Genomic DNA, 20,997 nt, shown 5'->3' with positions numbered 1-20,997 from the left:
CCTCCGTCGCCGGGTTATCGCCGATCATGGCGGCATGCTTCATGTGGTTCATGGACGTGTTCCCGATGCTGCCCGTCAGCGCTTCAAGGCCAGGAAGTGATGCACTTCGGGCTTGTCCGGCCCCATGTGAAAGCGCAGCGCTTCCGCTTGCAGATCGGCATCGGCATGCGACACCCGGTGATGCTGGCGCAGATGTTCGGCCCAGGATTCGACGAAGAACCATTCGACCACCCGCTGCGGGTCATTGGTGTGCTCGACCACGCCCCAGGCATAGGCGCCGTCGCGCAGTCGCTCTTGCGACAGGCGTTGCATCGCATCCAGAAAGGCAGGGCGGTCTTCCTGGCGGATGCGGTACTCCACCTGCACCAGCACCGGACCGCGATCGTGGGCCACAGGTTCAGCAAGCAGCGGCTCCGGCCAGTGATTCGACGCCTGCAGATCCGCCTCGCCGACCGGCAGGCTGGCGCGGTGAAACAACAGCGCAACCGCGACCAGCCCGGCAGCGCTGACTGCCAGTGCATAGGGCACGCCGATCTCGCGCGCCACCAGGCCCCAGCCCAGGCTGCCAGCGGCCATCGCGCCGTTGAAGACCATCAGGTACACCGCCAGCCCGCGGCCGCGCACCCAATTGGGCAGCACGGCCTGGGCCACGCCATTGAACGTGGTGAGCGCGGTGATCCAGCCCATGCCCAGCACTACCAGCATCAGCACGGCCAGCCATTGCGGCGGCGCGAACACCAGCACGGCCATGACCGCCGCGCTGGCCACCGACGCCAGCAGCACCAGCCCGTCGGCATTCAGGCGGGCGCCCAGCCTGGGCAGCAACAGAGCGCCGATGATGGCTCCTGCGCCCACCGCGCCCAGCAACACGCCGTAAAAGCCCGAGGAGCCGCCCAGCATCTGCCGCGCCACCAGCGGCAGCAAGGCCCACACCGCGCTGGCGAACAGGAAGAAGACGGCGGCGCGCAGCAGCACGCGGTGCAGCTCCTTGCTGGCCCGCGTGTAGCGCAGGCCGGCGCGGAACGCGCCGAAGAAGTTCTCCGACAGCGCGCTATCGACGGCCGCGGGACGCTTCCACCACAGCAGTGCGGCAATGACGAACACGTAGCTCAGCACGTCCAGCCCGTAGGTGACCGCCGCGCCGAAGCTGGCGAGGATCAGGCCGCCCGCCGCCGGACCGATGGCGCGCGCGATATTGATGCCCAGCGAGTTCAGCGCCACCGCGCCCTTGAGCTCTTCGCGCGGCACGAGTTCCGGGACGATGGATTGCCAGGTCGGCCCCATCAAGGCCGCGCCGATGCCGCCGACGAAGGTCAGGGCAATCAGGTAATCGACCGTCAGCGCGCCGAAATGCGACAGGAGCAGCAGCGTGCCGCTGACAGAGGCCAGCAGCAGCTGCACGAAGATCAGGAAGCGGCGCCGGTCCAGGATGTCGGACAGCACGCCGGCGGGAATCGCCAGCAGGAAGATGGGCAGGGTCGCAGCAGTCTGGATCAGCGCCACCGCGGCCGGGCTGGCCGACAGATCGGTCACCAGCCAGGAACTGGCCACGTCCCGCATGAAGCTGCCCACGTTGCCCAGCACGGTCGCGGCCCACAGCACGGCGAATACGGACTGGCGCAAGGGCGCGAAAGTGCCGCGCGCGGCGGGATTCTTCTGGTCTGGCATGGGACTCTCCTGGATCGCGCCAGGCGGCATTCGGACCCGCAAGTCCCGCCGCCCGCCGTGTTCAAAACGCCGTGTTCAAAGACAAGGCGCCGGACCGGCCAGACGCTGTCTGGACGATCCGGCTTGCGGTTTACTTGGCGGGGTTGGGGCCGATGCGTTCGCCGTGCTGCACGCGCTCTGCCAGCTTGTGCACGTGGGTGACGGCGTAGTCGATGCCCATGCCGTAGGCGCCGGAGTGTTCCTTGACGATGCCAGTGACGGCGTCATAGGTTTCCTTGCGGGCCCAGTCGCGCTGCCATTCCAGCATCACCTGCAACCAGGTCATCGGCACGGCGCCGGCCTGCACCATGCGGTCCATGGCGTACTTGTGCGCGTCCACCGAGGTGCCGCCCGAAGCATCAGCCACCATGTAGATTTCGTACTCGCCTTCCAGCATGGCGCATAGCGCGAAGGTGGTGTTGCAGACCTCGGTCCACAGGCCGGCGACGATGACCTTCTTGCGGCCATTGGCGGCCAGCGCGTCGCGCACGTTCTGGTCGTCCCAGGAATTCATGGAGGTGCGCTCCAGGATCTTGTTCTCGGGGAACACAGCCAGCAGTTCGGGGTAGGTATTGCCGGAGAAGCTGTCGGTTTCGACGGTGGTGATGGTGGTGGGGATATTGAAGGCGCGTGCGGCCTTGGCCAGGCCCACCACGTTGTTCTTCAGGGTCTGGCGGTCGATGGATTGCACGCCGAAGGCCATCTGCGGCTGCTGGTCGATGAAGATGATCTGGCTGTTCTGCGGGGTCAGGACTTCGAGGTATTTGTTGGCGGACATGGCGGATCTCTCTTTAAGGAAAACTATCAAATAGGGCGGCAGCAAAGAATTCGGTGTAGCTGGCAAACCATCCCGGTCTGCCCCGTTGCGACGATGGCGGGGTGCCGCTGGAAGGTCCCGTGCATCTCGTCTGTCGGTGTATGCATAGTAGGGAGAGGCCGCTTTCCTGAGAACCCGCAGCATGGAATTCCATCCTTTCCATTTTTTGCATGATGACCATGGCGTGACAGTCTCTGCTGCACTGCGTTCAACACCATTCTTGTCCATGCCATAGGCAGGGGCTATCATCGGCGCGGGCATTTCCCGAGAACACAAGATGAGCAAGCTGCCGGATTTAGAGGGTTGGGCGATCTTCGCCAAGGTCGCCGATACAGGGTCGTTCGCCAAGGCGGCGGCCGAGTTCGGCTTGGCGCAGGCCACGGTTTCCAAGACCATCAGCCGTCTGGAAGCGCGCATGAAGACCACGCTGTTTCATCGCACCTCCCGCAGCATGACCTTGACCGAATCCGGCTACGCGGCGCTGGAACGCGCAGCGCGCATATTGGAGGAAGGCGAGGCCGTCGAATCCGAGGTGACGGAAAAGTCGAGCAGCCTGCGCGGCAAGATCAGGCTGTCCGCGCCCATGTCCTTTGGGGTCACGCATCTGGCGCCGATGCTGCCGCCATTCATGCAGGCCAATCCCGACGTGGCCCTGGAAATCGAATTCAGCGACAAGCAGGCCGACCTGGTCTCGGAACGCTTCGACCTGGCGCTGCGCATCTCCAATCTGGTGGATTCGACGCTGCTGGCGCGGCGGCTCTGCTCGGTGCGCATCCTGCTGGTGGGCGCGCCCAGCTACTTCAAGCGCGCGGGACGCCCCAAGCATCCAAAGGACCTGGCACAGCACACCGCGTTGCAATACATGTATGCGCGCAACGGCGCGAGCTGGCGCTTCCGCCATGAAAAGCACGGCGAGTTTTCGCAGTCGCTGCCGGTGCACCTGAACGTGAACAACGCCGAAGCCCTGACGCCGGCGCTGCAGGCGGGCATGGGTCTGGCCCTGCAGCCCGAGTTCCTGGCGTGGAAGGATTTGCAATCGGGCGCGCTGGAGACCGTGATGGACGACTGGCAGGTGGATCCCATCGCCCTGCACATCGTCACCCCGCCTGGCCGCCGCCGGCCGGCCCGGGTGCAGGCGTTCATTGAATATCTGGCCGAGCGCTTGACGGCCGAGCCTTGGGCCAATGATGTGCAGGTGTAGAAGGATTGCGTTGTCCGGGCCCCGCCGGACTGGCGCATGAAAAAGGGGCTGCGCAAGGCAGCCCCTTTTCTATGGCGTCCAGGATCTCTGTCGAGATCCAGCGCGATCAGGCGTCGATATTCCCCGCCGACAACGCATGCGTCTCGATGAAGTTGCGGCGCGGTTCGACGTCGTCGCCCATCAGCGTGGTGAAGACCTCGTCGGCCGCGATGGCGTCCTCGATCTGCACGCGCAACAAACGGCGCACCTTCGGGTCCATGGTGGTTTCCCACAGCTGTTCCGGGTTCATTTCACCCAGACCCTTGTAGCGCTGCTTGGAGATGCTGCGGTCGGCTTCGCTGCGCAGCCACTGCATGGCCTCGCGGAAATCGGACACGGTCTGTTCCTTGCGCTTGTCGCCTTCGCCGCGGGCGGCCAGCGAACGCGCGCCGACCTTGCCGGAGAAGCTCTTGGCGGCCTTGGACAGGACCGCGTAGTCCGAACCGTTGACGAAGTCCGCATCGATGATGCTCACGCGCACGTTGCCGTGGTGCATGCGCTGCACCGACAGACGATGGCGCTCGGTGGATTCGTCGAACTCCGGCACGACTTCCACGCCGTTGCCGCTGACCGGGTCGCGCATGGCGTCGGCCAGGCGGCGCGCGGAATCGGCGGTGGACTCGGCCGATTCCAGGTTGATCTCCACGCCTTCGGCCATGGCCGACAGCGCGCCCACGTCGAATACGCGCGACAGGCGCGCGATCACGGCGTCGGCCGCGACGTACTGGCGGGCCAGGTCGTTGAGTTCGTCGCCGCGGATGATGTTGCCGCCCGAGATGATCTCGGCATCCTTCAGCGCCAGTTGCAGCATGAACTGCGCTTCTTCCTGGTCGTCTTTCAGATAGCGTTCTTCGCGGCCGACCTTGACCTTGTACAGCGGCGGCTGGGCGATATACACGTAGCCGCGCTGCACCAGTTCAGGCATCTGGCGGTACAGCAGCGTCAGCAGCAGGGTGCGGATGTGCGCGCCGTCCACGTCCGCGTCGGTCATGATGATGAGGCGGTGGTAGCGCAGCTTGTCGACGTTGAAGTCAGGACCGATGCTGGTGCCCAGCGCGGTGATCAGCGTGGCGATCTGCTCGCTGGCGATCAGGCGGTCGAAACGCGCCTTCTCGACGTTCAGCACCTTGCCGCGCAACGGCAGGATGGCCTGGAACTTGCGATCGCGGCCTTGCTTGGCCGAGCCGCCTGCGGAGTCACCCTCGACGATGTACAGCTCGCACAGTGCGGGGTCCTTTTCCTGGCAGTCGGCCAGCTTGCCGGGCAGGCCTGCGCCTTCCAGCACGCTCTTGCGGCGCGTCATTTCGCGCGCCTTGCGCGCGGCTTCGCGGGCGCGGGCGGCTTCGACGATCTTGGCGCACAGCGCCTTGGCGTCGTTCGGGTGTTCCAGCAGCCAGGTTTCCAGCGTGCGCGCCACGGCTTCCTCAACCGCCGGACGCACTTCGCTGGAGACCAGCTTGTCCTTGGTCTGGCTGCTGAACTTGGGCTCGGGCACCTTCACCGACAGCACGCAGGCCAGGCCTTCGCGCATGTCGTCGCCGGACGTCTCGACCTTGGCCTTCTTGGCCAGTTCGTTGTCGGTGATGTACTTGTTGATGATGCGGGTCATTGCCGCGCGCAGGCCGGTCAGGTGCGAGCCGCCGTCGCGCTGCGGAATGTTGTTGGTGAAGCACAGCACGCTTTCGCTGTAGCTGTCGTTCCACTGCATCGCCACTTCGACGCCGACCGGCACGCCGCCCGCCGAGGACTCGGTGGTGACCGAGAACACGTTCGGGTGCAGCACGGTCTTGCTGCGATTGATGTATTCGACGAAGCCCTTCACGCCGCCGGAGAAGGCGAAGTTCTCTTCCTTGCCCTGGCGCTGGTCGATCAGGCGGATCTTCACGCCATTGTTCAAGAACGACAGTTCGCGCAGGCGCTTCGAGAGGATCTCGTAGTGGTACTCGATGTTGTTGAAGATGATCGGGTCGGCCAAAAAGCGCACTTCGGTGCCGCGCTTGTCGGTCGTACCGGTCACGGCCAGGGGCGCGACGCGCTCGCCCTGGCGGAACTCCATCTGGTGCACTTCGCCGTTGCGGCGGATGGTCAGCCGCAGCCATTCGGACAGCGCGTTCACGCAAGACACGCCCACGCCGTGCAGGCCGCCGGACACCTTGTAGGAGTTCTGGTCGAACTTGCCGCCAGCGTGCAGTTCGGTCATGACGATTTCGGCCGCGCTGCGGTGGAATTCGTCATCCTTGTGGATGTCGGTGGGGATGCCGCGGCCGTTGTCGGTGACCGAGATCGAGTTGTCGGTGTGGATCGTGACGACGATGTCGTCGCAGTAGCCGGCCAGGGCTTCGTCGATGGCGTTGTCGACGACTTCGAACACCATGTGGTGCAAGCCGGTGCCGTCGGATGTGTCGCCGATGTACATGCCGGGGCGCTTGCGCACGGCCTCCAGCCCCTTGAGCATCTTGATCGAGTCAGCGCCGTAGCCGCTGTTCTCGGGAGTGGTGTTCTGCTGATCTGACATGTCTGTATCGATAACGCTTTAAAGAACGGCCTGGCGGCCGGACCGCCCACGGGCCCTCGGGCCCGCAAGCGGCACAAACCCACGATGGGTGCGGATCAAATCCGCATGGGCATGACGACGTACTTGAACTGGTCGTCTTCGGGCAGGGTGATGAGCGCCGACGCGTTGGCATCGGGCATGACCGACCACTGGATGTTGTCCACCTTGACGTTGGACAGCACGTCGAGCAGGTAGCCGACGTTGAAGCCCACATCGAGGGCTTCATGGCCGTAGTCGATGTCGATTTCTTCCTGCGCCTCTTCCTGCTCGGCGTTGGAGGACGAGATCTTCATCTGGTTCTGCGCCAGTTGCAGGCGCACGCCCTTGAACTTGTCGGTGGTCAGGATGGCGGCGCGCTGCAGGCTGCCCTGGAGCGCTTCGCGGCCGACCAGGAAATGGCGCGTGTAGTTCGTCGGGATCACGCGCGTGAAGTCCGGGAACTTGCCTTCCACCAGCTTGGAGACGAGCTCCACGTCGCCGAAGCGGAAGCGGATCTGGCCCGGCGCCACGTCGATCGAAACCGGCTCGTCGGAGTCTTCCAGCAGGCGCTGCATTTCCAGCACGGTCTTGCGCGGCACGATCACTTCGTGGCGTTCGCTGATGCCGTCGGCTTCCGTCGAGCAGTGCGCCAGGCGGTGGCCATCGGTGGCGACCGCACGCACGCGGCCCGGTTCAAACACCAGCAGCATGCCGTTCAGGTAGTAGCGGATGTCCTGTTGCGCCATGGCGAAGTGCACCATGTTGAACAGGTGGCGCAGCGTGCGCTGCGGCATGGTCAGCGACACGTCCCACTGCTCGGGCTGAGCCACGGTGGGGAATTCGCTGGCGGCCAGCGTCTGCAGGGCGAAGCGGCTCTTGGCCGATTGCACCGACAGCTTGTTGCTGGCCAGCGCCAGGCGCACGTCGCCGGTGTCCGGCAGGGCCTTCAGGATATCCAGCAGCTTGCGCGCCGCGACCGTGGTGGATTCGTTGTCTTGACCCACGCCGAAGTCGGCATGGGTGGTGATCTGTACTTCCAGGTCGGTCGCAATGAAGGCAACCTTGTTGCCTTCCTTGCGCATCAGGATGTTCGCCAGGATGGGCAGGGTATGGCGTCTTTCGACGATGCCCGCCACAGTCGACAGCGGTTTCAGCAATGCATCGCGTGTGGTTTGTACGAGTTGCATGTTCATCCTTTTAGAGTTTGTTCCAACACGTGCAGGGTATGGTTGAGCTCCGCTTGCTTGGCGCGGGCGTCGGAAATCTTGCGTACGGCATGCAGCACGGTGGTGTGATCACGGCCACCGAACAGATCGCCGATTTCCGGCAGGCTTTTCTGGGTCAGCTCCTTCGCCAGGTACATCGCGACCTGGCGCGGCAAAGCGATATTGGCGGGCCGGCGTTTCGAGTACATGTCGGCCACTTTGATCTTGTAGAAATCCGCCACCGTCTTCTGGATGTTCTCCACGGTGATCTGGCCGTTGGACACGGACAGCAGGTCCTTCAGGGCTTCCTTGCAGACATCCACTGTCAGCACGTCGCGGCCGTGGAAGCGCGCATAGGCCAGCACCTTGCGCAGCGCGCCTTCCAGTTCGCGCACGTTGCTGCGCAGATGCTTGGCGATGAAGAACGCCACTTCCTCGGGCATGGGCACGCCTTCGGACTCCGCCTTGCGCAACAGGATCGCCACGCGCATTTCCAGTTCCGGCGGCTCGATGGCCACCGTCAGGCCGGAGTCGAAGCGCGAGATCAGGCGGCTGTCGATGCCCGACAGTTCCTTAGGATAGGTATCGCTGGTGATGATGATCTGCTTGCGCTGAGCCACCATCGCTTCGAACGCGTAGAAGAATTCTTCCTGCGTGCGGTTCTTGCCGGAGAAGAACTGGATATCGTCGATCAGCAGCAGGTCGAGCGAATGGTAATAACGCTTGAAGTCGTCGAACGCCTTGCGCTGGTAGGCCTTCACCACGTCCGACACGTATTGGTCGGCATGCACATAGCGCACGCGCACACCGGTCCCCGCCGCCACCATCGCATTGCCGATGGCGTGGATCAGGTGGGTTTTGCCCAGGCCCACGCCGCCGTACAGGAACAGCGGGTTGTAGGACGTGCCAGGGTTCTCGGCGACCTGCAACGCAGCGGCGCGCGCGAGTTGGTTCGCCTTACCCGTCACGAAGTTCTCGAACGTCAGATCGGTGTTCAGGCGCGAACGCTCGTACACGATGCTTGCCGCGTCCGCGTTCACCGCTTGCGCGGCCTGCGCGGCCGCCGTGGTCGCCGGGGCTGCGGGTGCAGGCGTTACCGGGGCCATCGGTGGCGGCGCGCCGCCTGAAGGGGAAGCAGCGGACGGATACGCGGGCGCCGCGGGTGCGGCGCGTACGGGCGCGACCGGCATGCGCGGCGTGGCGCCTTGCGTCGGCAACTCGAACAGCACCTGCACCGGACGCTCGAACCACTCCGCGGCCAACGCTTCGATCTGGTGGGAAAAGTTCTTCCGTACCCAATCCAGTTTGAACCGGTTGGGAGCGGCAACGCGCAGCACCGCCTGCGTTTCGTCGTACGCAAGCGGGACCAGCGGTCGTATCCACGCGCTGATTTGTTGGGGGGGGAGTTCCTGCTCAAGACGACTGACGCAGGTCTGCCAGAATTCTTTCATGTCGCTCTTATTCAAACCTCGATTCTACCTTGCCTGGGCTGGGGTTATCCACAGGGTAGGGCATAAGCGTCCGTGCGGCGCAGTCTTAACTGTTTGACAAGACAGGGAAAACTTGCTGAAATGGTGGGCTTTTCCGAATTCTGTCTGTCAGAAGGTTCCACAGAGAGCTTAGCCGCGCTTTGTTGGCAGTGGTGTCTAACGATGCCTACCGCCCACGCAACTGCCTGGTTTTGCTTCTAATAGGTCGCCCGGGGTTTCCCGGTCAGAGCCCCGTCTACGAGCTGTTTTTTTGCACCTGTTGCAAAAATGCTCATTAGATACCCGCTTCCTGAATGCGCGACCAGGAACCCTTCCGGGCAGGTCCCTTCTGACTTTTGTTCTTTTTGTGGATCGTCCATGAAACGTACCTACCAACCTTCCGTTACCCGTCGCAAGCGCACCCATGGTTTCCGCGTGCGCATGAAAACCCGCGCTGGCCGCGCCATCCTGAATGCCCGCCGCGCCAAGGGCCGCAAGCGTCTGGCCGTCTAAGTCCTGTTTTTCCGGCTTGTCCGGAAAAACCTGACGCCTGATTTTGCAGTCCATGCCGCGCTCCACGCTTCCGCCGGAGGCGCGGCTGCATCGCCCCTCCGAGTTCGCCGCCGCCCTCAAAGGCCGGCGTCTTGCCCGAGGGGCGTTCTTCATTGTGAGCGCGGCTCCCAATGATCTGCCTCCCGGCCAGGACGCCTGTGCGCGTCTGGGCCTGGTGATCGCCAAGCGGTTCGCCGCCCACGCCAGTACGCGCAACGCCATCAAGCGGGTCATCCGCGAGGCGTTCCGCCACCGGCGCCTGGGACTGCCGGCCAAAGATTACGTCGTGCGCCTGCATAGCAAGGTTGCGCCCGCCACGCTTACCGCGCTGAAACGCGCGGCAAGAGCCGAAGTGGACGCTCACTTTGAGCGGATAGCGCGATGATCAAGGCTTTACTCATTGCCCCGATCCGGTTCTACAGGTTTTTCCTGAGCCCCTGGATCGGCAGGCAGTGCCGCTTTACCCCGACCTGCTCGGCGTATGCGATCGAAGCGATCGAGCGCCACGGCGCCTGGCGCGGCTTCTGGCTGGCAGTCCGGCGCATCGGCCGCTGCCACCCTTGGTCGCCGGGCGGATTGGACCCGGTTCCGCCCTCCAAGGGAACCAATGGCCCCTCGTGCTGTTCCCACAGCCACCGCACCGAGCATGATTGACGCTAAACTGGCGGGCTTTGCTGGCCCGTATTCACCTCAGTAGGCACCATGGATATCCGACGAACCGTCCTCTGGATGATTTTTTCCTTCTCGCTGTTGCTCCTATGGAACAACTGGCAGATCCATAACGGCAAGCCGTCGCTGTTCGGCCCCACGCCTGCCGCCACCACGAGCGAGCCGCAAGCCGCCACGAACAACGCAACGCCTTCGGTGCCCAGCACGCCCGCCCCCGCGGCTGCCGCTGCGTCCGCCGTGCCCGGCGCCGCCGCGCCTGCTGCCGCGCGCTCGGAAGAAGTCGTCATCACGACCGACGTGCTGCGCCTGACGTTCGACACCATGGGCGCCCAACTGGTGCGCGCCGAACTGCTGAAGTACCCAGCCACCGGCCAGCCCGACAAGCCCACGGTGCTGCTGGACCGCGCCGCTGGCCTGAACTACGTGGTGCAGACCGGCGTGGTCGGCGCCCCCAACGGCCAAAGCTTCCCCACGCACCAGACGCCTTTCCGCGTCGTGTCCTCGGAACGCCAGCTGACCGGCGACAACCTGGTGGTCGCCTTCGAGGGCGAATCCGGCGGCGTGAAGGTCACCAAGACGTTCACCCTGCACCGCGGCCGCTATGACATCGACGTGCGCCACGACCTGGCCAACGTCAGCGCCGGCCCCGTGTCGCCCGCCCTGTACCTGCAGCTCGAACGCGACGGCAACGACCCCGCCGACACGTCCAGCTTCTATCACACCTTCACCGGTTTCGCCGTCTACTCGGAACAGGACAAGTTCCAGAAGATCACCTTCAGCGACATCGAAAAGAAGAAGGCCAGCTACATCAAGCAATCGGACAACGGCTGGATCGCCGTGGTCCAGCACTACTTCGCCACCGCCTGGGTGCCCCCGCAGGGCAAGCCGCGCACCAACGAACTGCTGGAAGTGCAGAAGAACCTGTACGCCGCCCGCAGCATCGAGGCCGTGGGCGAGATCGCCCCTGGCGCCGCCACGCGCGTCGATTCGCACCTGTGGGTCGGTCCGCAAGACCAGAAGGCCATGGCCGCCCTGGCCCCCGGCCTGGAACTGGTGGTCGACTATGGCTGGCTGACCATCATCGCCAAGCCGCTGTTCAAGCTGATGACCTGGCTGCATTCCATCCTGGGCAACTGGGGCTGGACGATCGTGGCGCTGACCGTGCTGATCAAGGCCGTGTTCTACCCCCTGGCCGCCGCCAGCTACCGCTCCATGGCCCGCATGAAGCAGGTGGCTCCGCGCCTGCAGGCCCTGAAGGAAAAGTACGGCGACGACAAGCAGAAACTCAATGCGGCCATGATGGAGATGTACCGCACCGAAAAGATCAACCCGCTGGGCGGCTGCTTGCCCATGCTGGTGCAGATCCCGGTGTTCATCTCGCTGTACTGGGTGCTGCTGGCCAGCGTGGAAATGCGCGGCGCGCCGTGGATCCTGTGGGTGCACGACCTGTCGATCCGCGACCCGTACTTCATTCTGCCCGCCATCATGATGGCCACCATGTTCCTGCAGATCAAACTGAACCCGACGCCCCCGGACCCCGTCCAGGCCAAGGTCATGATGATCATGCCGCTGGTGTTCGGCGGGATGATGTTCTTCTTCCCGGCCGGCCTGGTGCTCTACTGGTGCGTCAACAACACCCTGTCGATCGCCCAGCAGTGGTCCATCACCCGCGCCATGCAGCGCAAGACGGAAGCCGCAGCCAACCGCTGATATCTGCTCCCGCGCAAGAAACCGGTCCCATGCGGACCGGTTTTTTTTCGCCTGACGGCCGCCACCGATGCCGATTCCTGATTTTCTTGATAGTTATTCTTTATCAAGTTTTATAGATCAATCAACTTCACACGGTAAGGCAAGACCCCTATGATGTGTCGGAGATAGCCCCAGGCCGGCAATGCCGGGCTATCCCAGACACGGCGCGGGCCCCTCTGCGGCCCCCGCATTCCAGGCATTTCATAGGGAGTGTGCTATGACCGACAAGAAGACGCATCTGACCACCGCCGCTGGCGCGCCGGTGGCCGACAACAACAACACGCTGACTGCCGGCCCGCGCGGCCCGGCGCTGTTGGAAGACTTCTGGCTGATTGAAAAGCTCGCCCACTTCGACCGCGAACGCATCCCCGAACGCGTGGTGCACGCCAAGGGTTCGGGCGCCTATGGCACCCTCACTGTCACCCACGACATCTCGCGCTACACCCGCGCCAACCTCTTTTCCCAGGTCGGCAAGCAGACCCCGCTGTTCCTGCGTTTCTCGACCGTGGCCGGCGAGCGCGGCGCGGCTGACGCCGAACGCGACGTGCGCGGTTTCGCCATCAAGTTCTACACCGAGGAAGGCAACTGGGACCTGGTCGGCAACAACACGCCGGTCTTCTTCATCCGTGATCCGCTGAAATTCCCGGACTTCATCCACACCCAGAAGCGCGACCCCAAGACCAACCTGCGCAGCGCCACCGCCGCCTGGGACTTCTGGTCGCTCAATCCCGAATCGCTACACCAGGTCACCACCCTGATGAGCGATCGCGGCATTCCCGCCAACCTGCGCCAGCAGCACGGCTTCGGTTCGCACACGTTCAGTTTCATCAACAAGGACGGCGAGCGCTTCTATGTGAAATTCCACTTCAAGTCGCAGCAAGGCATCGCCTGTCTGAGCGACGAGGAAGCGGCGCAAGTGGTCGCCCATGACCGCGAAAGCTCGCAGCGCGACCTGTTCGAGAACATCGAAAAGGGCAACTTCCCGAAGTGGACGCTGAAGGTGCAGATCATGCCCGAGGCCGAAGCCGCGACTTACCATATCAACCCCTTCGACCTGACCAAGGTCTGGCCGCATGGCGACTATCCGCTGATCGAAGTCGGCGTGCTGGAGCTGAACAAGAACCCCGAGAACTACTTTGCCGAGGTCGAGCAGGCCGCCTTCACCCCGGCCAACGTGGTCCCCGGTATCGGATTCTCGCCGGACAAGATGCTGCAAGGCCGGCTGTTCTCCTACGGCGACACGCACCGCTATCGCCTGGGCATCAACCACCACCAGATCCCGGTGAACGCGCCGCGCTGCCCGTTTCACAGCTTCCACCGCGACGGCGCCGGCCGTGTCGACGGCAACGTCGGGGCGACGCTGAACTACGAGCCCAACAGCGCGGGCGAGTGGAAGGAAACCCCGTCGGCAGGCGAGCCGCCGCTGGCGCTGGACGGCCAGGCGGCAGCGCGCTGGAATCACCGCGTGGACGATGACTACTACTCGCAGCCGGGCGCCTTGTTCCGCCTGATGACGCCTGCACAGCAGGAGTTGCTGTTCGGCAACATCGGCCGCCACATGGCCGGCGTCCCGGAAGAAATCCAGCGCCGCCAGCTGGAACACTTCCGCAAAGCCGATCCCGCCTACGCCGCAGGCGTGGCCAAGGCGCTGGGACTGAAGCTGTAATCCGCGACGCGCCCATGCGCAAGGCGGCCCCGAGGGGCCGCCTTTTTTTGGCTGCTGCGCGGCTCTGCGCCGAGACAATCAGCGCTGCATGCCCCAGCGCCTGACCGTGAAACGCTCCACGGTGTCGAACACCAGGTTTTCCACAAGCAGGCCGATGATCACCACCGCCGCCAACCCCGCGAACACGCGGTCTGTGTATAACTCGTTGCGGTTCTGGAAGATGTACCAGCCCAGGCCGCCCTTGCCGCTGGACGCGCCGAACACCAGTTCCGCGGCGATCAATGTGCGCCACGCAAAGGCCCAGCCTATCCTCAGCCCGGCCAGGATGGCGGGCAGGGCGGCAGGCACCAGAATCTGCAACACGTAGCGCAGACCGCTCAATCCATAGTTGCGGCCCGCCATGCGCAAGGTATCCGATACCCCCAGAAAACCCGCGTACATGTTCAGCGCCAGCGCCCACAACACCGAATGGATCAGAACGAACACCAGGCTGCCTTCGCCCAGGCCGAACCACAGCAGCGCCAGCGGCAGCAGCGCAATCGCCGGCAGGGGATTGAACATGGCCGTCAAGGTGGACAGCAGATCGCGACCGAAACGCGTCGACACCGCCAGCGTGGTCAGCACAAAGGCCAGCAGCACGCCCGCCGCATATCCCTGCGCCAGCACGCGCAACGATTGCCCGGCGCGTGCCGGCAGTTCGCCGCCTGCGATGCCCTGCACGAAGGCGACCGCCGTCTGCGATGCGCTGGGCAGCAGCAGATCATTGTCGGTGTAGCGCGCCGCCAGCTCCCAGATGCCGGCCAATAGCGCCAGGATCGCCAGCTTGCGCAGGCTGGCGTGCTGCCACAGGCGTTCATGCCAGGGCAGGGGCGCTTCGCCCGCTTGCGCGGGCAAGGGCGGCAGCTCGTACTCCACTTCGGGACGGATGGGCACGGCGCCTGCGTATGCGTTGTTCATGCGGAAGTCCTTCAGGCCGCGGCCCGTTCAGCGGCAAGTTCAGCGGACTTTTCCGCAGGCGCCACATCGAACAGCAGATCATGGACGCGCCTGGCCGCAGACTGGAACGCAGCCGAGCCCTGGCTATGCAGCCCGTAGGCATGGGCGTTCAGTTCCGCGCGCACGCGGCCCGGATGCGGCGACAGCAGCAGCACGCGGCTGCCCAGCACCAATGCCTCTTCGATGGAATGGGTGACGAACAGCAGCGTGAAACGCACGTCTTCCCACAGCGCCAGCAATTCTTCCTGCATGCGCCGCCGCGTCAACGCGTCCAGTGCCGCGAAGGGCTCGTCCATCAAAAGCACACGCGGCTGCATCGCCAGGGCGCGCGCAATGGCCACGCGCTGCTTCATGCCGCCGGACAACGTATGCGGATAGGCATCGGCGAACGCGGACAACCCCACCTTGTCCAGGTAGTGCATGGCGCGCTCGTCGGCCTCGCGCCGGTTGAGCTTGCGTGAAGCCACCAGCGGAAACGCCACGTTCTGCCGCAACGTCTTCCATGGCGGCAGCTGGTCGAATTCCTGGAACACCACGATGCGGTCCGGCCCCGGGCCGCGCACGGCATTGCCATCGATGGCAATGCGGCCTTCGGTCGGTTCGATGAAGCCCGCAATTGCCTTAAGCAGCGTGGATTTGCCGCAACCGGACGCGCCCAGCAGGATGAAACGCTCTGCTTCGTGCACGTCGAAACTGACCTGATGCGTGGCGCGCACGCGCCTTTCGCGCGTCTTGTATTCGATCGACACCTTATCCACAGCCAGCAAAGGCGTGGCCTTTTCGGTGTTATCCACAGGGGAGGCAGCGCTCAATCCCATCTCAACTGCCTTGGGCCGTGACGGGGTCGTCAAAGAAATAATCGCGCCAACTGGCCGGCGCATTCTTGATCGCGCCCACCTTGTGCATGAACTCGGCCAGCGCATAGGTATTCTGCGGTTCCAGCTTGAACTGCACGTCGGGGTTCTTGATCACTTTGATCAGGAAATCGCGGTCCAGCTTTGCGCCGGTAACGCGCAGATAAGTATCCGCGGCCTTTTCCGGATTGGCGCTGGCGAACTGCGCCGCTTCCTTCAGCGCGGCCTGGAATGCCTTGTAGGTCTTGGGATTTTCCTTGCGGAATTTCTCGGTCGCAAACAACACCGTGGACGAACTGGGCCCGCCCAGCACGTCATAGGAATTGAGCACGATGCGCGCCTTGGGATTCTCGGCCAGCTCCTGCTCCTGGAAGGGCGGGTTGCCGAAATGCCCCGTGATTTCCGTGCCGCCCGCGATGATGGCGGCGGCCGCGTCCGGATGCGGCAGGGCGACGGAAATCTTGTCCAGCTTGTTGAACTGCGCGTCGCCCCACAGTTTGGCCGACGCCAGCTGCAACACGCGGGACTGCACCGACACGCCCACCGCCGGCACCGCGATGCGGTCCTTGTCGGTAAAGTCCGCAATCGTCTTCACGTTGGGATTGTTGCTGACCAGGTAATAGGGAAAATTGCCCAGCGAAGCCACGCCCTTCACGTTCTGCTTGCCGCGCGTGCGGTCCCATATCGTCAACAGCGGTCCCACGCCAGCCCCCGCGATATCCACAGCCCCGGACAACAGCGCATCGTTCACGGCCGAACCGCCCGACAGCTTGGCCCACTCGACCGAGATATCCACACCATCGGCCTTGCCGTGCTTTTCGATCAGTTGCTGATCGCGCGCCACGTTCAACAGCAGATACACGATGCCGTACTGCTCGGCGATGCGGATGCGGCCCTCCGCCATGGCCGGCGTCGGCGAAGCCAGCGCCAGCACGGCAAGTATCAACGCCAGGCCCGCGCCGGTGGCGGCCTGGACCAAACGATCACGTACAGCGGAGGAAAAACCCATGGCGGACCCTGTGGATAAATGGTTTTGCGCGAAATTAAGGGGCGCGCGACGTCAGAACGGCACGTCGCCTTCGATCGTCGTGCGGTACAGCTTGCGGCGCAGGTGATCCGGCGTACCGCCGGCCAGATGGATCAACGAGCGGTTGTCCCAGAACACCAGATCATGCGGCTGCCATTGGTGGCGGTAGATGTGTTCGGGCCGGATGCTGTGGGCAAACAGTTCGTCCAGGATCTGGCGGCTCTCGTCTTCGGGCAGGCCCTCGATGCGGGTGGTGAAGCCTTCGCTCACGAACAGCGCGCGGCGGCCCGTCTCCGGATGCGTGCGCACGACCGGATGCACCACTTCCTGCACCTGCGCCACCTGTTGCGCGCTGAGATTGGGACGCCACGAGCCTTCCTTCTGCAGCTGGCCGTACTTGGCCAGGTAGGAATGCACGGCACGCTTGCCTTCGATGGCGTCTCGCAATGCGGCGGGCAGAGTGTCGTACGCCACGTGCATGTCGGCGAATAGCGTGTCGCCGCCTTGCGTGGGCAGCTCCTGCGCGTGCAGCAGCGACCCCAGGCTGGGCAATTCCTTGTACGAGATATCCGAATGCCAATACTTGCCGGCATCACCCAGCCCTATCGGCTTGCCGTCTTCAACGATGTTGGAAACGATGAGGATCTCGGGATGCCCGGCCAGATGGAACTGATGCAGCACGTGGATCATCAGACGGCCAAAGCGGCGGCTGAAATCGATGTGCTGCTGCGGCGTGATGCGCTGATCGCGGAACACCAGCAGGTGATGGTCCAGATGGGCGCGATGCACCTGCGCGAAATCGGCCGGGGTCAGCTCGCGCGACAGGTCGATACCGATGATTTCCGCGCCGGTCACGGCTGCCAGCGGGCGGATCGAAAAGGCTTGCGCAGCGGGTTCGGCATACACCTCGGACCGGCGCAGCGCGTTGCTCTGGGACATGGATCGCTCCTTGCGCGAATGCCGGCCAGGCCGGCTCAGGAACGGTCCATTATGAAAACGCGCAACCCCTACGCAAACGAATTATTCGGCCTTTGTTCAAGCCTGCGCGTCATATAAGGGACGGCTAAGGTCGCATTCAGCCCTGTGGATAAGTCTTGGGATAAGCCTGGTGGCAAGCCAGGGAAAAGCGGTGGATTGTCGGGGGATATCCCGGTGGATAGGCGGTGAATAGCAGGTGGACAGCCTGTGTACAACCTTGCCCGGCCATGAAAAAAGGCGCGGTCCGTACGGAGCCCGCGCCTTTTAAATCAAAGACTTGCGTGGATCAGGACTTCGGCAGAAAAGCCTGAACCAGTTTTACCCAATATGTTGCGCCCACCGGCAGCAAGGCGTCGTTGAAGTCGTAATTCGGGTTGTGCAACTGGCACGGACCCATGCCGTGATAGGTCTCCATGCGATGGTCGCCGTCGCCGTTGCCGAGGAACAGGTAGGTCCCAGGCACCGCTTCCAGGAAGAAGGAAAAGTCCTCCGCCCCCATGAAGGGCGGCATCTCGCGCTGCACGTTTTCAGCGCCGAACGCGTCTTCGGCGACTTGGGCGGCAAAGGCGGTTTCCTTTTCCCAATTCACCAGCGGGGGATATGCGCGCACGAAATCCAGTTCGCCCGTGCCGCCGTAGACCTGCGGCAAGGTGGTCGCGATGCGGCGCATGTCCGCCTCGATCTTGTCCAGGGTCTCCACCGAATAGGTGCGCACGGTGCCGCGCAGCATGGCTTCGCCGGGAATCACGTTGTAGGCGTCGCCCGCGTGGATCTGCGTGATCGAAAGCACGGCCTGCTCCAGCGGATTCTTGCTGCGCGAGATCACCGTCTGCAGGGCATGCACCATGTCGGCCGCGACAATGATGGGGTCCACCGATGCATGCGGCTGCGCCGCGTGGCCGCCCACGCCCTTGATGACGATGTCCCAGCGGTTGCTGGAGGCCATGGTCGGGCCCGCCCGAAAACCGAACTGGTTGACCGGCATGCCGGGCATGTTGTGAATGCCGAACACCGCGTCGCAAGGGAATTTGTCGAACAGGCCGTCCTGCATCATGGCGCGCGCGCCGGCGTTGCCGCCTTCCTCGGCCGGCTGGAAGATGAACACCACCGTGCCATCGAAATCGCGGTGTGTGGACAAGTATTGCGCCGCCCCCAGCAGCATGGTCGTGTGTCCGTCGTGGCCGCAGCCGTGCATGCGTCCGCTGATGGTGGACTTGTGCGCAAAGCGGTTGTGCTCGGGCATGGGCAGCGCGTCCATGTCGGCGCGCAAACCTATGGTTTTCTTGCCGTTGCCGCCGCGCAAAATACCCACCACGCCGGTTTTCCCCAGCCCCGTGTGGACTTCCAGGCCCCAGCCGCGCAAACGCTCCGCGACCAGCGCGGACGTGCGCGTTTCCTGGAAAGCAAGTTCCGGATGGGCGTGGATATCCCGTCGCAGCGCGGTGAGGTCGCCGTGGGCGCGTTCGATTTCGTCTATGGTTTTCATGGCTGTGGATAAGGCGTAAGAGTTGAATTCACGTATCGTTCAGATGGCAGGCGCTGAACTGACCCGGGGCGACTTCACGCAGCAACGGCCGTTCTGCCTTGCAGCGCGGCATCGCATGCGGGCAACGCGGGTGGAAGGCGCAGCCCGTCGGCGGGTCCAGCGGCGACGGCAGTTCGCCCTTGATGGGCTGGTAGGTGCGCCGCCCCGGCTGCAGCGTCGGCAGTTCCTTCAGCAAGGCCTGCGTGTACGGATGGTTGGCCCGCTGGAAGACCGTGTCGGTAGGCGCCAGCTCCACCACGCGGCCCAGATACATGATGGCCACGCGGTCCGAGATGTGGCTGACCACGCTGAGGTTGTGGCTGATGAAAAGATAGGTCAGGTCCAGGTCCGCACGCAACCGTTCGAACAGATTAAGCACCTGGGCCTGGATCGACACGTCCAGCGCGGCGACCGCCTCGTCGCAAACTATGACCGAAGGCTTGAGCGCGAGCGCCCGTGCAATTCCTACGCGCTGCCTCTGGCCGCCAGAGAATTGATGGGGATAACGCTGTGCAAAAGCCGGATCCAGCCCCACCTGGCGCATCAGCCCGGCGACGTACTCGGCTTTGTCGCGCGCGCGGACCAGGCCGTGCGCCACGGGCGCCTCGCCGATGATCTCGCGCACGCGCATACGCGGGTTCAGTGAGGCATAGGGATCCTGGAAGATCATCTGCACGCCCAGCTCATAGGCACGCCGTTCCGGGCCCGCCATGGCCTTCACGGCGCGGCCCTTGTAGCTGACTTCGCCCGCCGTCGGCGGCAGGATGCCTGACACGATACGGCCCAGCGTGGATTTTCCACAGCCGGATTCGCCCACGATGCCTATCACTTCGCCCGGCCGCACATCCAGGTCCACACCCGCCACTGCATGCACGACCTGCGTCTTCAAACCGGCGCCCAGCAGGTTGGCGATTCGGCCGGCCAGGTCCACGGGCTGCACGAAGCGCAGCTCGACCTCGCGCAACGACAGGATAGGGACCGCGGGATCTCGTTCTGCGGCGTTCATTTGGTATCTGGCCCTCCGGCATGCCAGCAACGCACCCATTGCGCCGGGCGCACCTCCACGGGCTGCGGTTCGACCAGACAGGCGTCGGTGGCGCGCGGGCAGCGCCCACGGAACGCACAGCCTTGCGGCAGGTTGAGCAGCGACGGCGTCATGCCGGGAATCGGAACCAGCGGCCTGCCGCGGGATTCGGGCGTGGGTATGGAAGCGATCAGGCCATGCGTGTAGGGATGCATGGGATGGCTGATGACCGCCTGCGTGGTGCCGGTTTCGACTACGCGCCCCGCATACATGACCGACACGCGGTCCGCCAGGCCCGCGACCACGGCAAGGTCGTGCGTGATCCAGATCAGCGCGGTGCCGGTTTCGCGGCACAGCTTCTGCACTTCGAACAGGATCTGTCCTTGTATGGTCACATCCAGCGCCGTGGTGGGCTCGTCGGCGATGATCAGGCGCGGCGAATTCAAGAGCGCAATCGCGATCGCCACGCGCTGCCGCATGCCGCCTGATAATTGGTGCGGATAGGTGCGCAGGCGCTCCTCGGGCGAAGGGATGCCCACCATGGCGAGCGTCTGCAAGGCGCGCTGGCGGGCTTGCTCGCGCGATACCTTGCTGTGCGCCTGCACCGCCTCGATCATCTGCGTATCGACGCGCAGTACCGGGTTCAGGGTCATCATGGGATCCTGGAAGATCATGGCGATCTCCTGGCCCCTGAGCTCGCGCCAGCGCGCGGGTGTCGCGTTGCGCAAGTCCTCGCCGTTCAAGCGCAAGGTGCCGTCGACGATGCGGCCCGGCTCATCCAGCAGTCCCATCAGCGAAAAGCCGGTGATGCTCTTGCCCGACCCCGATTCGCCCACCAGTCCCAGGATCTCGCCTTCGGCCAGCGTCAGGTCCACACCATCCACCGCCTTCACCACGCCATTGCGGGTGTAGAAGTGCGTCTTCAGGCCATGCACCTCGAGTATGGGCGTCGCCGGGGACTTTTCCACAGGTGTCTGCATTGCGCC

The 20,997-nt window shown here is 64.1% G+C and carries 18 protein-coding genes; 6 read left to right on the top strand and 12 right to left on the bottom strand.

Going from position 1 to position 20,997, the window contains the following annotated elements; all coding sequences use genetic code 11:
- Positions 1-75: 75 nt before the first annotated feature.
- Both HV766_RS17840 and HV766_RS17835 read right to left on the bottom strand, forming a co-directional pair.
- Positions 76-1,668, bottom strand: a complete 1,593-nt coding sequence (locus HV766_RS17840; RefSeq protein WP_054455782.1) for an MFS transporter — start codon at positions 1,666-1,668, stop codon at positions 76-78.
- A gap of 130 nt (positions 1,669-1,798) precedes the next feature.
- Positions 1,799-2,485 (bottom strand): hydrolase, encoded by a 687-nt coding sequence (locus HV766_RS17835; RefSeq protein ID WP_054455784.1) that lies wholly within the window; start codon positions 2,483-2,485, stop codon positions 1,799-1,801.
- A 316-nt stretch (positions 2,486-2,801) separates the two neighbouring features.
- On the opposite strand from HV766_RS17835, the gene HV766_RS17830 reads away from it, so the two are divergent.
- Complete coding sequence (locus tag HV766_RS17830; protein WP_119449782.1) at positions 2,802-3,725, top strand: LysR family transcriptional regulator; 924 nt, start codon at positions 2,802-2,804, stop codon at positions 3,723-3,725.
- A 106-nt stretch (positions 3,726-3,831) separates the two neighbouring features.
- Here the strand turns inward: HV766_RS17830 and gyrB are convergent, their stop codons facing one another.
- From gyrB to dnaA, 3 genes are all read right to left on the bottom strand, one after another.
- Entirely contained in the window at positions 3,832-6,279 is a 2,448-nt protein-coding gene (gene gyrB / locus HV766_RS17825; protein ID WP_054455788.1) for a DNA topoisomerase (ATP-hydrolyzing) subunit B, read from the bottom strand.
- Between the two features lie 95 nt (positions 6,280-6,374).
- Positions 6,375-7,484, bottom strand: a complete 1,110-nt coding sequence (gene dnaN, locus HV766_RS17820; protein ID WP_054455945.1) for a DNA polymerase III subunit beta — start codon at positions 7,482-7,484, stop codon at positions 6,375-6,377.
- 2 nt (positions 7,485-7,486) lie between these two features.
- Entirely contained in the window at positions 7,487-8,953 is a 1,467-nt protein-coding gene (gene dnaA, locus HV766_RS17815; protein ID WP_054455790.1) for a chromosomal replication initiator protein DnaA, read from the bottom strand.
- Between the two features lie 396 nt (positions 8,954-9,349).
- On the opposite strand from dnaA, the gene rpmH reads away from it, so the two are divergent.
- The 5 genes from rpmH to HV766_RS17790 all read left to right on the top strand — a co-directional run bounded on the left by rpmH (position 9,350) and on the right by HV766_RS17790 (position 13,607).
- Positions 9,350-9,484 (top strand): 50S ribosomal protein L34, encoded by a 135-nt coding sequence (gene rpmH / locus HV766_RS17810; RefSeq protein WP_003816025.1) that lies wholly within the window; start codon positions 9,350-9,352, stop codon positions 9,482-9,484.
- A gap of 52 nt (positions 9,485-9,536) precedes the next feature.
- On the top strand, positions 9,537-9,908 hold the full coding sequence (locus HV766_RS17805; protein WP_013397083.1) for a ribonuclease P protein component: 372 nt from the start codon (positions 9,537-9,539) through the stop codon (positions 9,906-9,908).
- Entirely contained in the window at positions 9,905-10,177 is a 273-nt protein-coding gene (gene yidD / locus HV766_RS17800; RefSeq protein WP_059376344.1) for a membrane protein insertion efficiency factor YidD, read from the top strand. The genes HV766_RS17805 and yidD overlap by 4 nt, the downstream gene beginning before the upstream one ends.
- 48 nt (positions 10,178-10,225) lie before the next feature.
- On the top strand, positions 10,226-11,902 hold the full coding sequence (gene yidC, locus HV766_RS17795) for a membrane protein insertase YidC (protein ID WP_175181610.1): 1,677 nt from the start codon (positions 10,226-10,228) through the stop codon (positions 11,900-11,902).
- A 256-nt stretch (positions 11,903-12,158) separates the two neighbouring features.
- Complete coding sequence (locus HV766_RS17790; RefSeq protein WP_054455792.1) at positions 12,159-13,607, top strand: catalase; 1,449 nt, start codon at positions 12,159-12,161, stop codon at positions 13,605-13,607.
- A gap of 78 nt (positions 13,608-13,685) precedes the next feature.
- Here the strand turns inward: HV766_RS17790 and HV766_RS17785 are convergent, their stop codons facing one another.
- The 7 genes from HV766_RS17785 to HV766_RS17755 all read right to left on the bottom strand — a co-directional run bounded on the left by HV766_RS17785 (position 13,686) and on the right by HV766_RS17755 (position 20,991).
- Positions 13,686-14,564 carry an ABC transporter permease gene (locus tag HV766_RS17785; RefSeq protein ID WP_119449779.1) on the bottom strand — a complete coding sequence of 293 codons (879 nt, stop codon included), beginning with the start codon at positions 14,562-14,564 and terminating at the stop codon, positions 13,686-13,688.
- Positions 14,565-14,575: 11 nt separating this feature from the next.
- Entirely contained in the window at positions 14,576-15,421 is an 846-nt protein-coding gene (locus HV766_RS17780) for an ABC transporter ATP-binding protein (protein ID WP_054455795.1), read from the bottom strand.
- Position 15,422: 1 nt separating this feature from the next.
- Positions 15,423-16,466, bottom strand: a complete 1,044-nt coding sequence (locus tag HV766_RS17775) for an ABC transporter substrate-binding protein (protein ID WP_054455796.1) — start codon at positions 16,464-16,466, stop codon at positions 15,423-15,425.
- Between the two features lie 51 nt (positions 16,467-16,517).
- The gene (locus HV766_RS17770; RefSeq protein WP_175181609.1) at positions 16,518-17,423 is read right to left on the bottom strand and encodes a TauD/TfdA dioxygenase family protein; all 906 of its coding nucleotides are present in this window, start codon (positions 17,421-17,423) and stop codon (positions 16,518-16,520) included.
- 325 nt (positions 17,424-17,748) lie between these two features.
- Entirely contained in the window at positions 17,749-18,948 is a 1,200-nt protein-coding gene (locus HV766_RS17765; RefSeq protein ID WP_175181608.1) for a M20 aminoacylase family protein, read from the bottom strand.
- Between the two features lie 28 nt (positions 18,949-18,976).
- Positions 18,977-19,993: an ABC transporter ATP-binding protein gene (locus HV766_RS17760; protein WP_175181607.1), complete on the bottom strand. Its 1,017-nt coding sequence runs from the start codon at positions 19,991-19,993 to the stop codon at positions 18,977-18,979.
- Positions 19,990-20,991 (bottom strand): ABC transporter ATP-binding protein, encoded by a 1,002-nt coding sequence (locus HV766_RS17755; RefSeq protein ID WP_119449775.1) that lies wholly within the window; start codon positions 20,989-20,991, stop codon positions 19,990-19,992. The genes HV766_RS17760 and HV766_RS17755 overlap by 4 nt, the downstream gene beginning before the upstream one ends.
- Positions 20,992-20,997: the final 6 nt, after the last annotated feature.

It is taken from the genome of Achromobacter aegrifaciens, assembly GCF_902859735.1.
Taxonomy (GTDB): Bacteria; Pseudomonadota; Gammaproteobacteria; order Burkholderiales; family Burkholderiaceae_B; genus Achromobacter; species Achromobacter aegrifaciens.
This window is presented reverse-complemented; position numbering and strand designations above follow the sequence as displayed.

Coding starts and splice junctions, on each gene's coding strand:
- HV766_RS17835 (WP_054455784.1), bottom strand. CDS start 2,485: ATGTCCGCCAACAAATACCTCGAAGTCCTGACCCCGCAGAACAGCCAG.
- HV766_RS17780 (WP_054455795.1), bottom strand. CDS start 15,421: ATGGGATTGAGCGCTGCCTCCCCTGTGGATAACACCGAAAAGGCCACG.
- dnaA (WP_054455790.1), bottom strand. CDS start 8,953: ATGAAAGAATTCTGGCAGACCTGCGTCAGTCGTCTTGAGCAGGAACTC.
- dnaN (WP_054455945.1), bottom strand. CDS start 7,484: ATGCAACTCGTACAAACCACACGCGATGCATTGCTGAAACCGCTGTCG.
- HV766_RS17790 (WP_054455792.1), top strand. CDS start 12,159: ATGACCGACAAGAAGACGCATCTGACCACCGCCGCTGGCGCGCCGGTG.
- yidD (WP_059376344.1), top strand. CDS start 9,905: ATGATCAAGGCTTTACTCATTGCCCCGATCCGGTTCTACAGGTTTTTC.
- yidC (WP_175181610.1), top strand. CDS start 10,226: ATGGATATCCGACGAACCGTCCTCTGGATGATTTTTTCCTTCTCGCTG.
- HV766_RS17760 (WP_175181607.1), bottom strand. CDS start 19,993: ATGAACGCCGCAGAACGAGATCCCGCGGTCCCTATCCTGTCGTTGCGC.
- HV766_RS17770 (WP_175181609.1), bottom strand. CDS start 17,423: ATGTCCCAGAGCAACGCGCTGCGCCGGTCCGAGGTGTATGCCGAACCC.
- HV766_RS17840 (WP_054455782.1), bottom strand. CDS start 1,668: ATGCCAGACCAGAAGAATCCCGCCGCGCGCGGCACTTTCGCGCCCTTG.
- HV766_RS17785 (WP_119449779.1), bottom strand. CDS start 14,564: ATGAACAACGCATACGCAGGCGCCGTGCCCATCCGTCCCGAAGTGGAG.
- HV766_RS17765 (WP_175181608.1), bottom strand. CDS start 18,948: ATGAAAACCATAGACGAAATCGAACGCGCCCACGGCGACCTCACCGCG.
- HV766_RS17830 (WP_119449782.1), top strand. CDS start 2,802: ATGAGCAAGCTGCCGGATTTAGAGGGTTGGGCGATCTTCGCCAAGGTC.
- rpmH (WP_003816025.1), top strand. CDS start 9,350: ATGAAACGTACCTACCAACCTTCCGTTACCCGTCGCAAGCGCACCCAT.
- HV766_RS17805 (WP_013397083.1), top strand. CDS start 9,537: ATGCCGCGCTCCACGCTTCCGCCGGAGGCGCGGCTGCATCGCCCCTCC.
- HV766_RS17755 (WP_119449775.1), bottom strand. CDS start 20,991: ATGCAGACACCTGTGGAAAAGTCCCCGGCGACGCCCATACTCGAGGTG.
- gyrB (WP_054455788.1), bottom strand. CDS start 6,279: ATGTCAGATCAGCAGAACACCACTCCCGAGAACAGCGGCTACGGCGCT.
- HV766_RS17775 (WP_054455796.1), bottom strand. CDS start 16,466: ATGGGTTTTTCCTCCGCTGTACGTGATCGTTTGGTCCAGGCCGCCACC.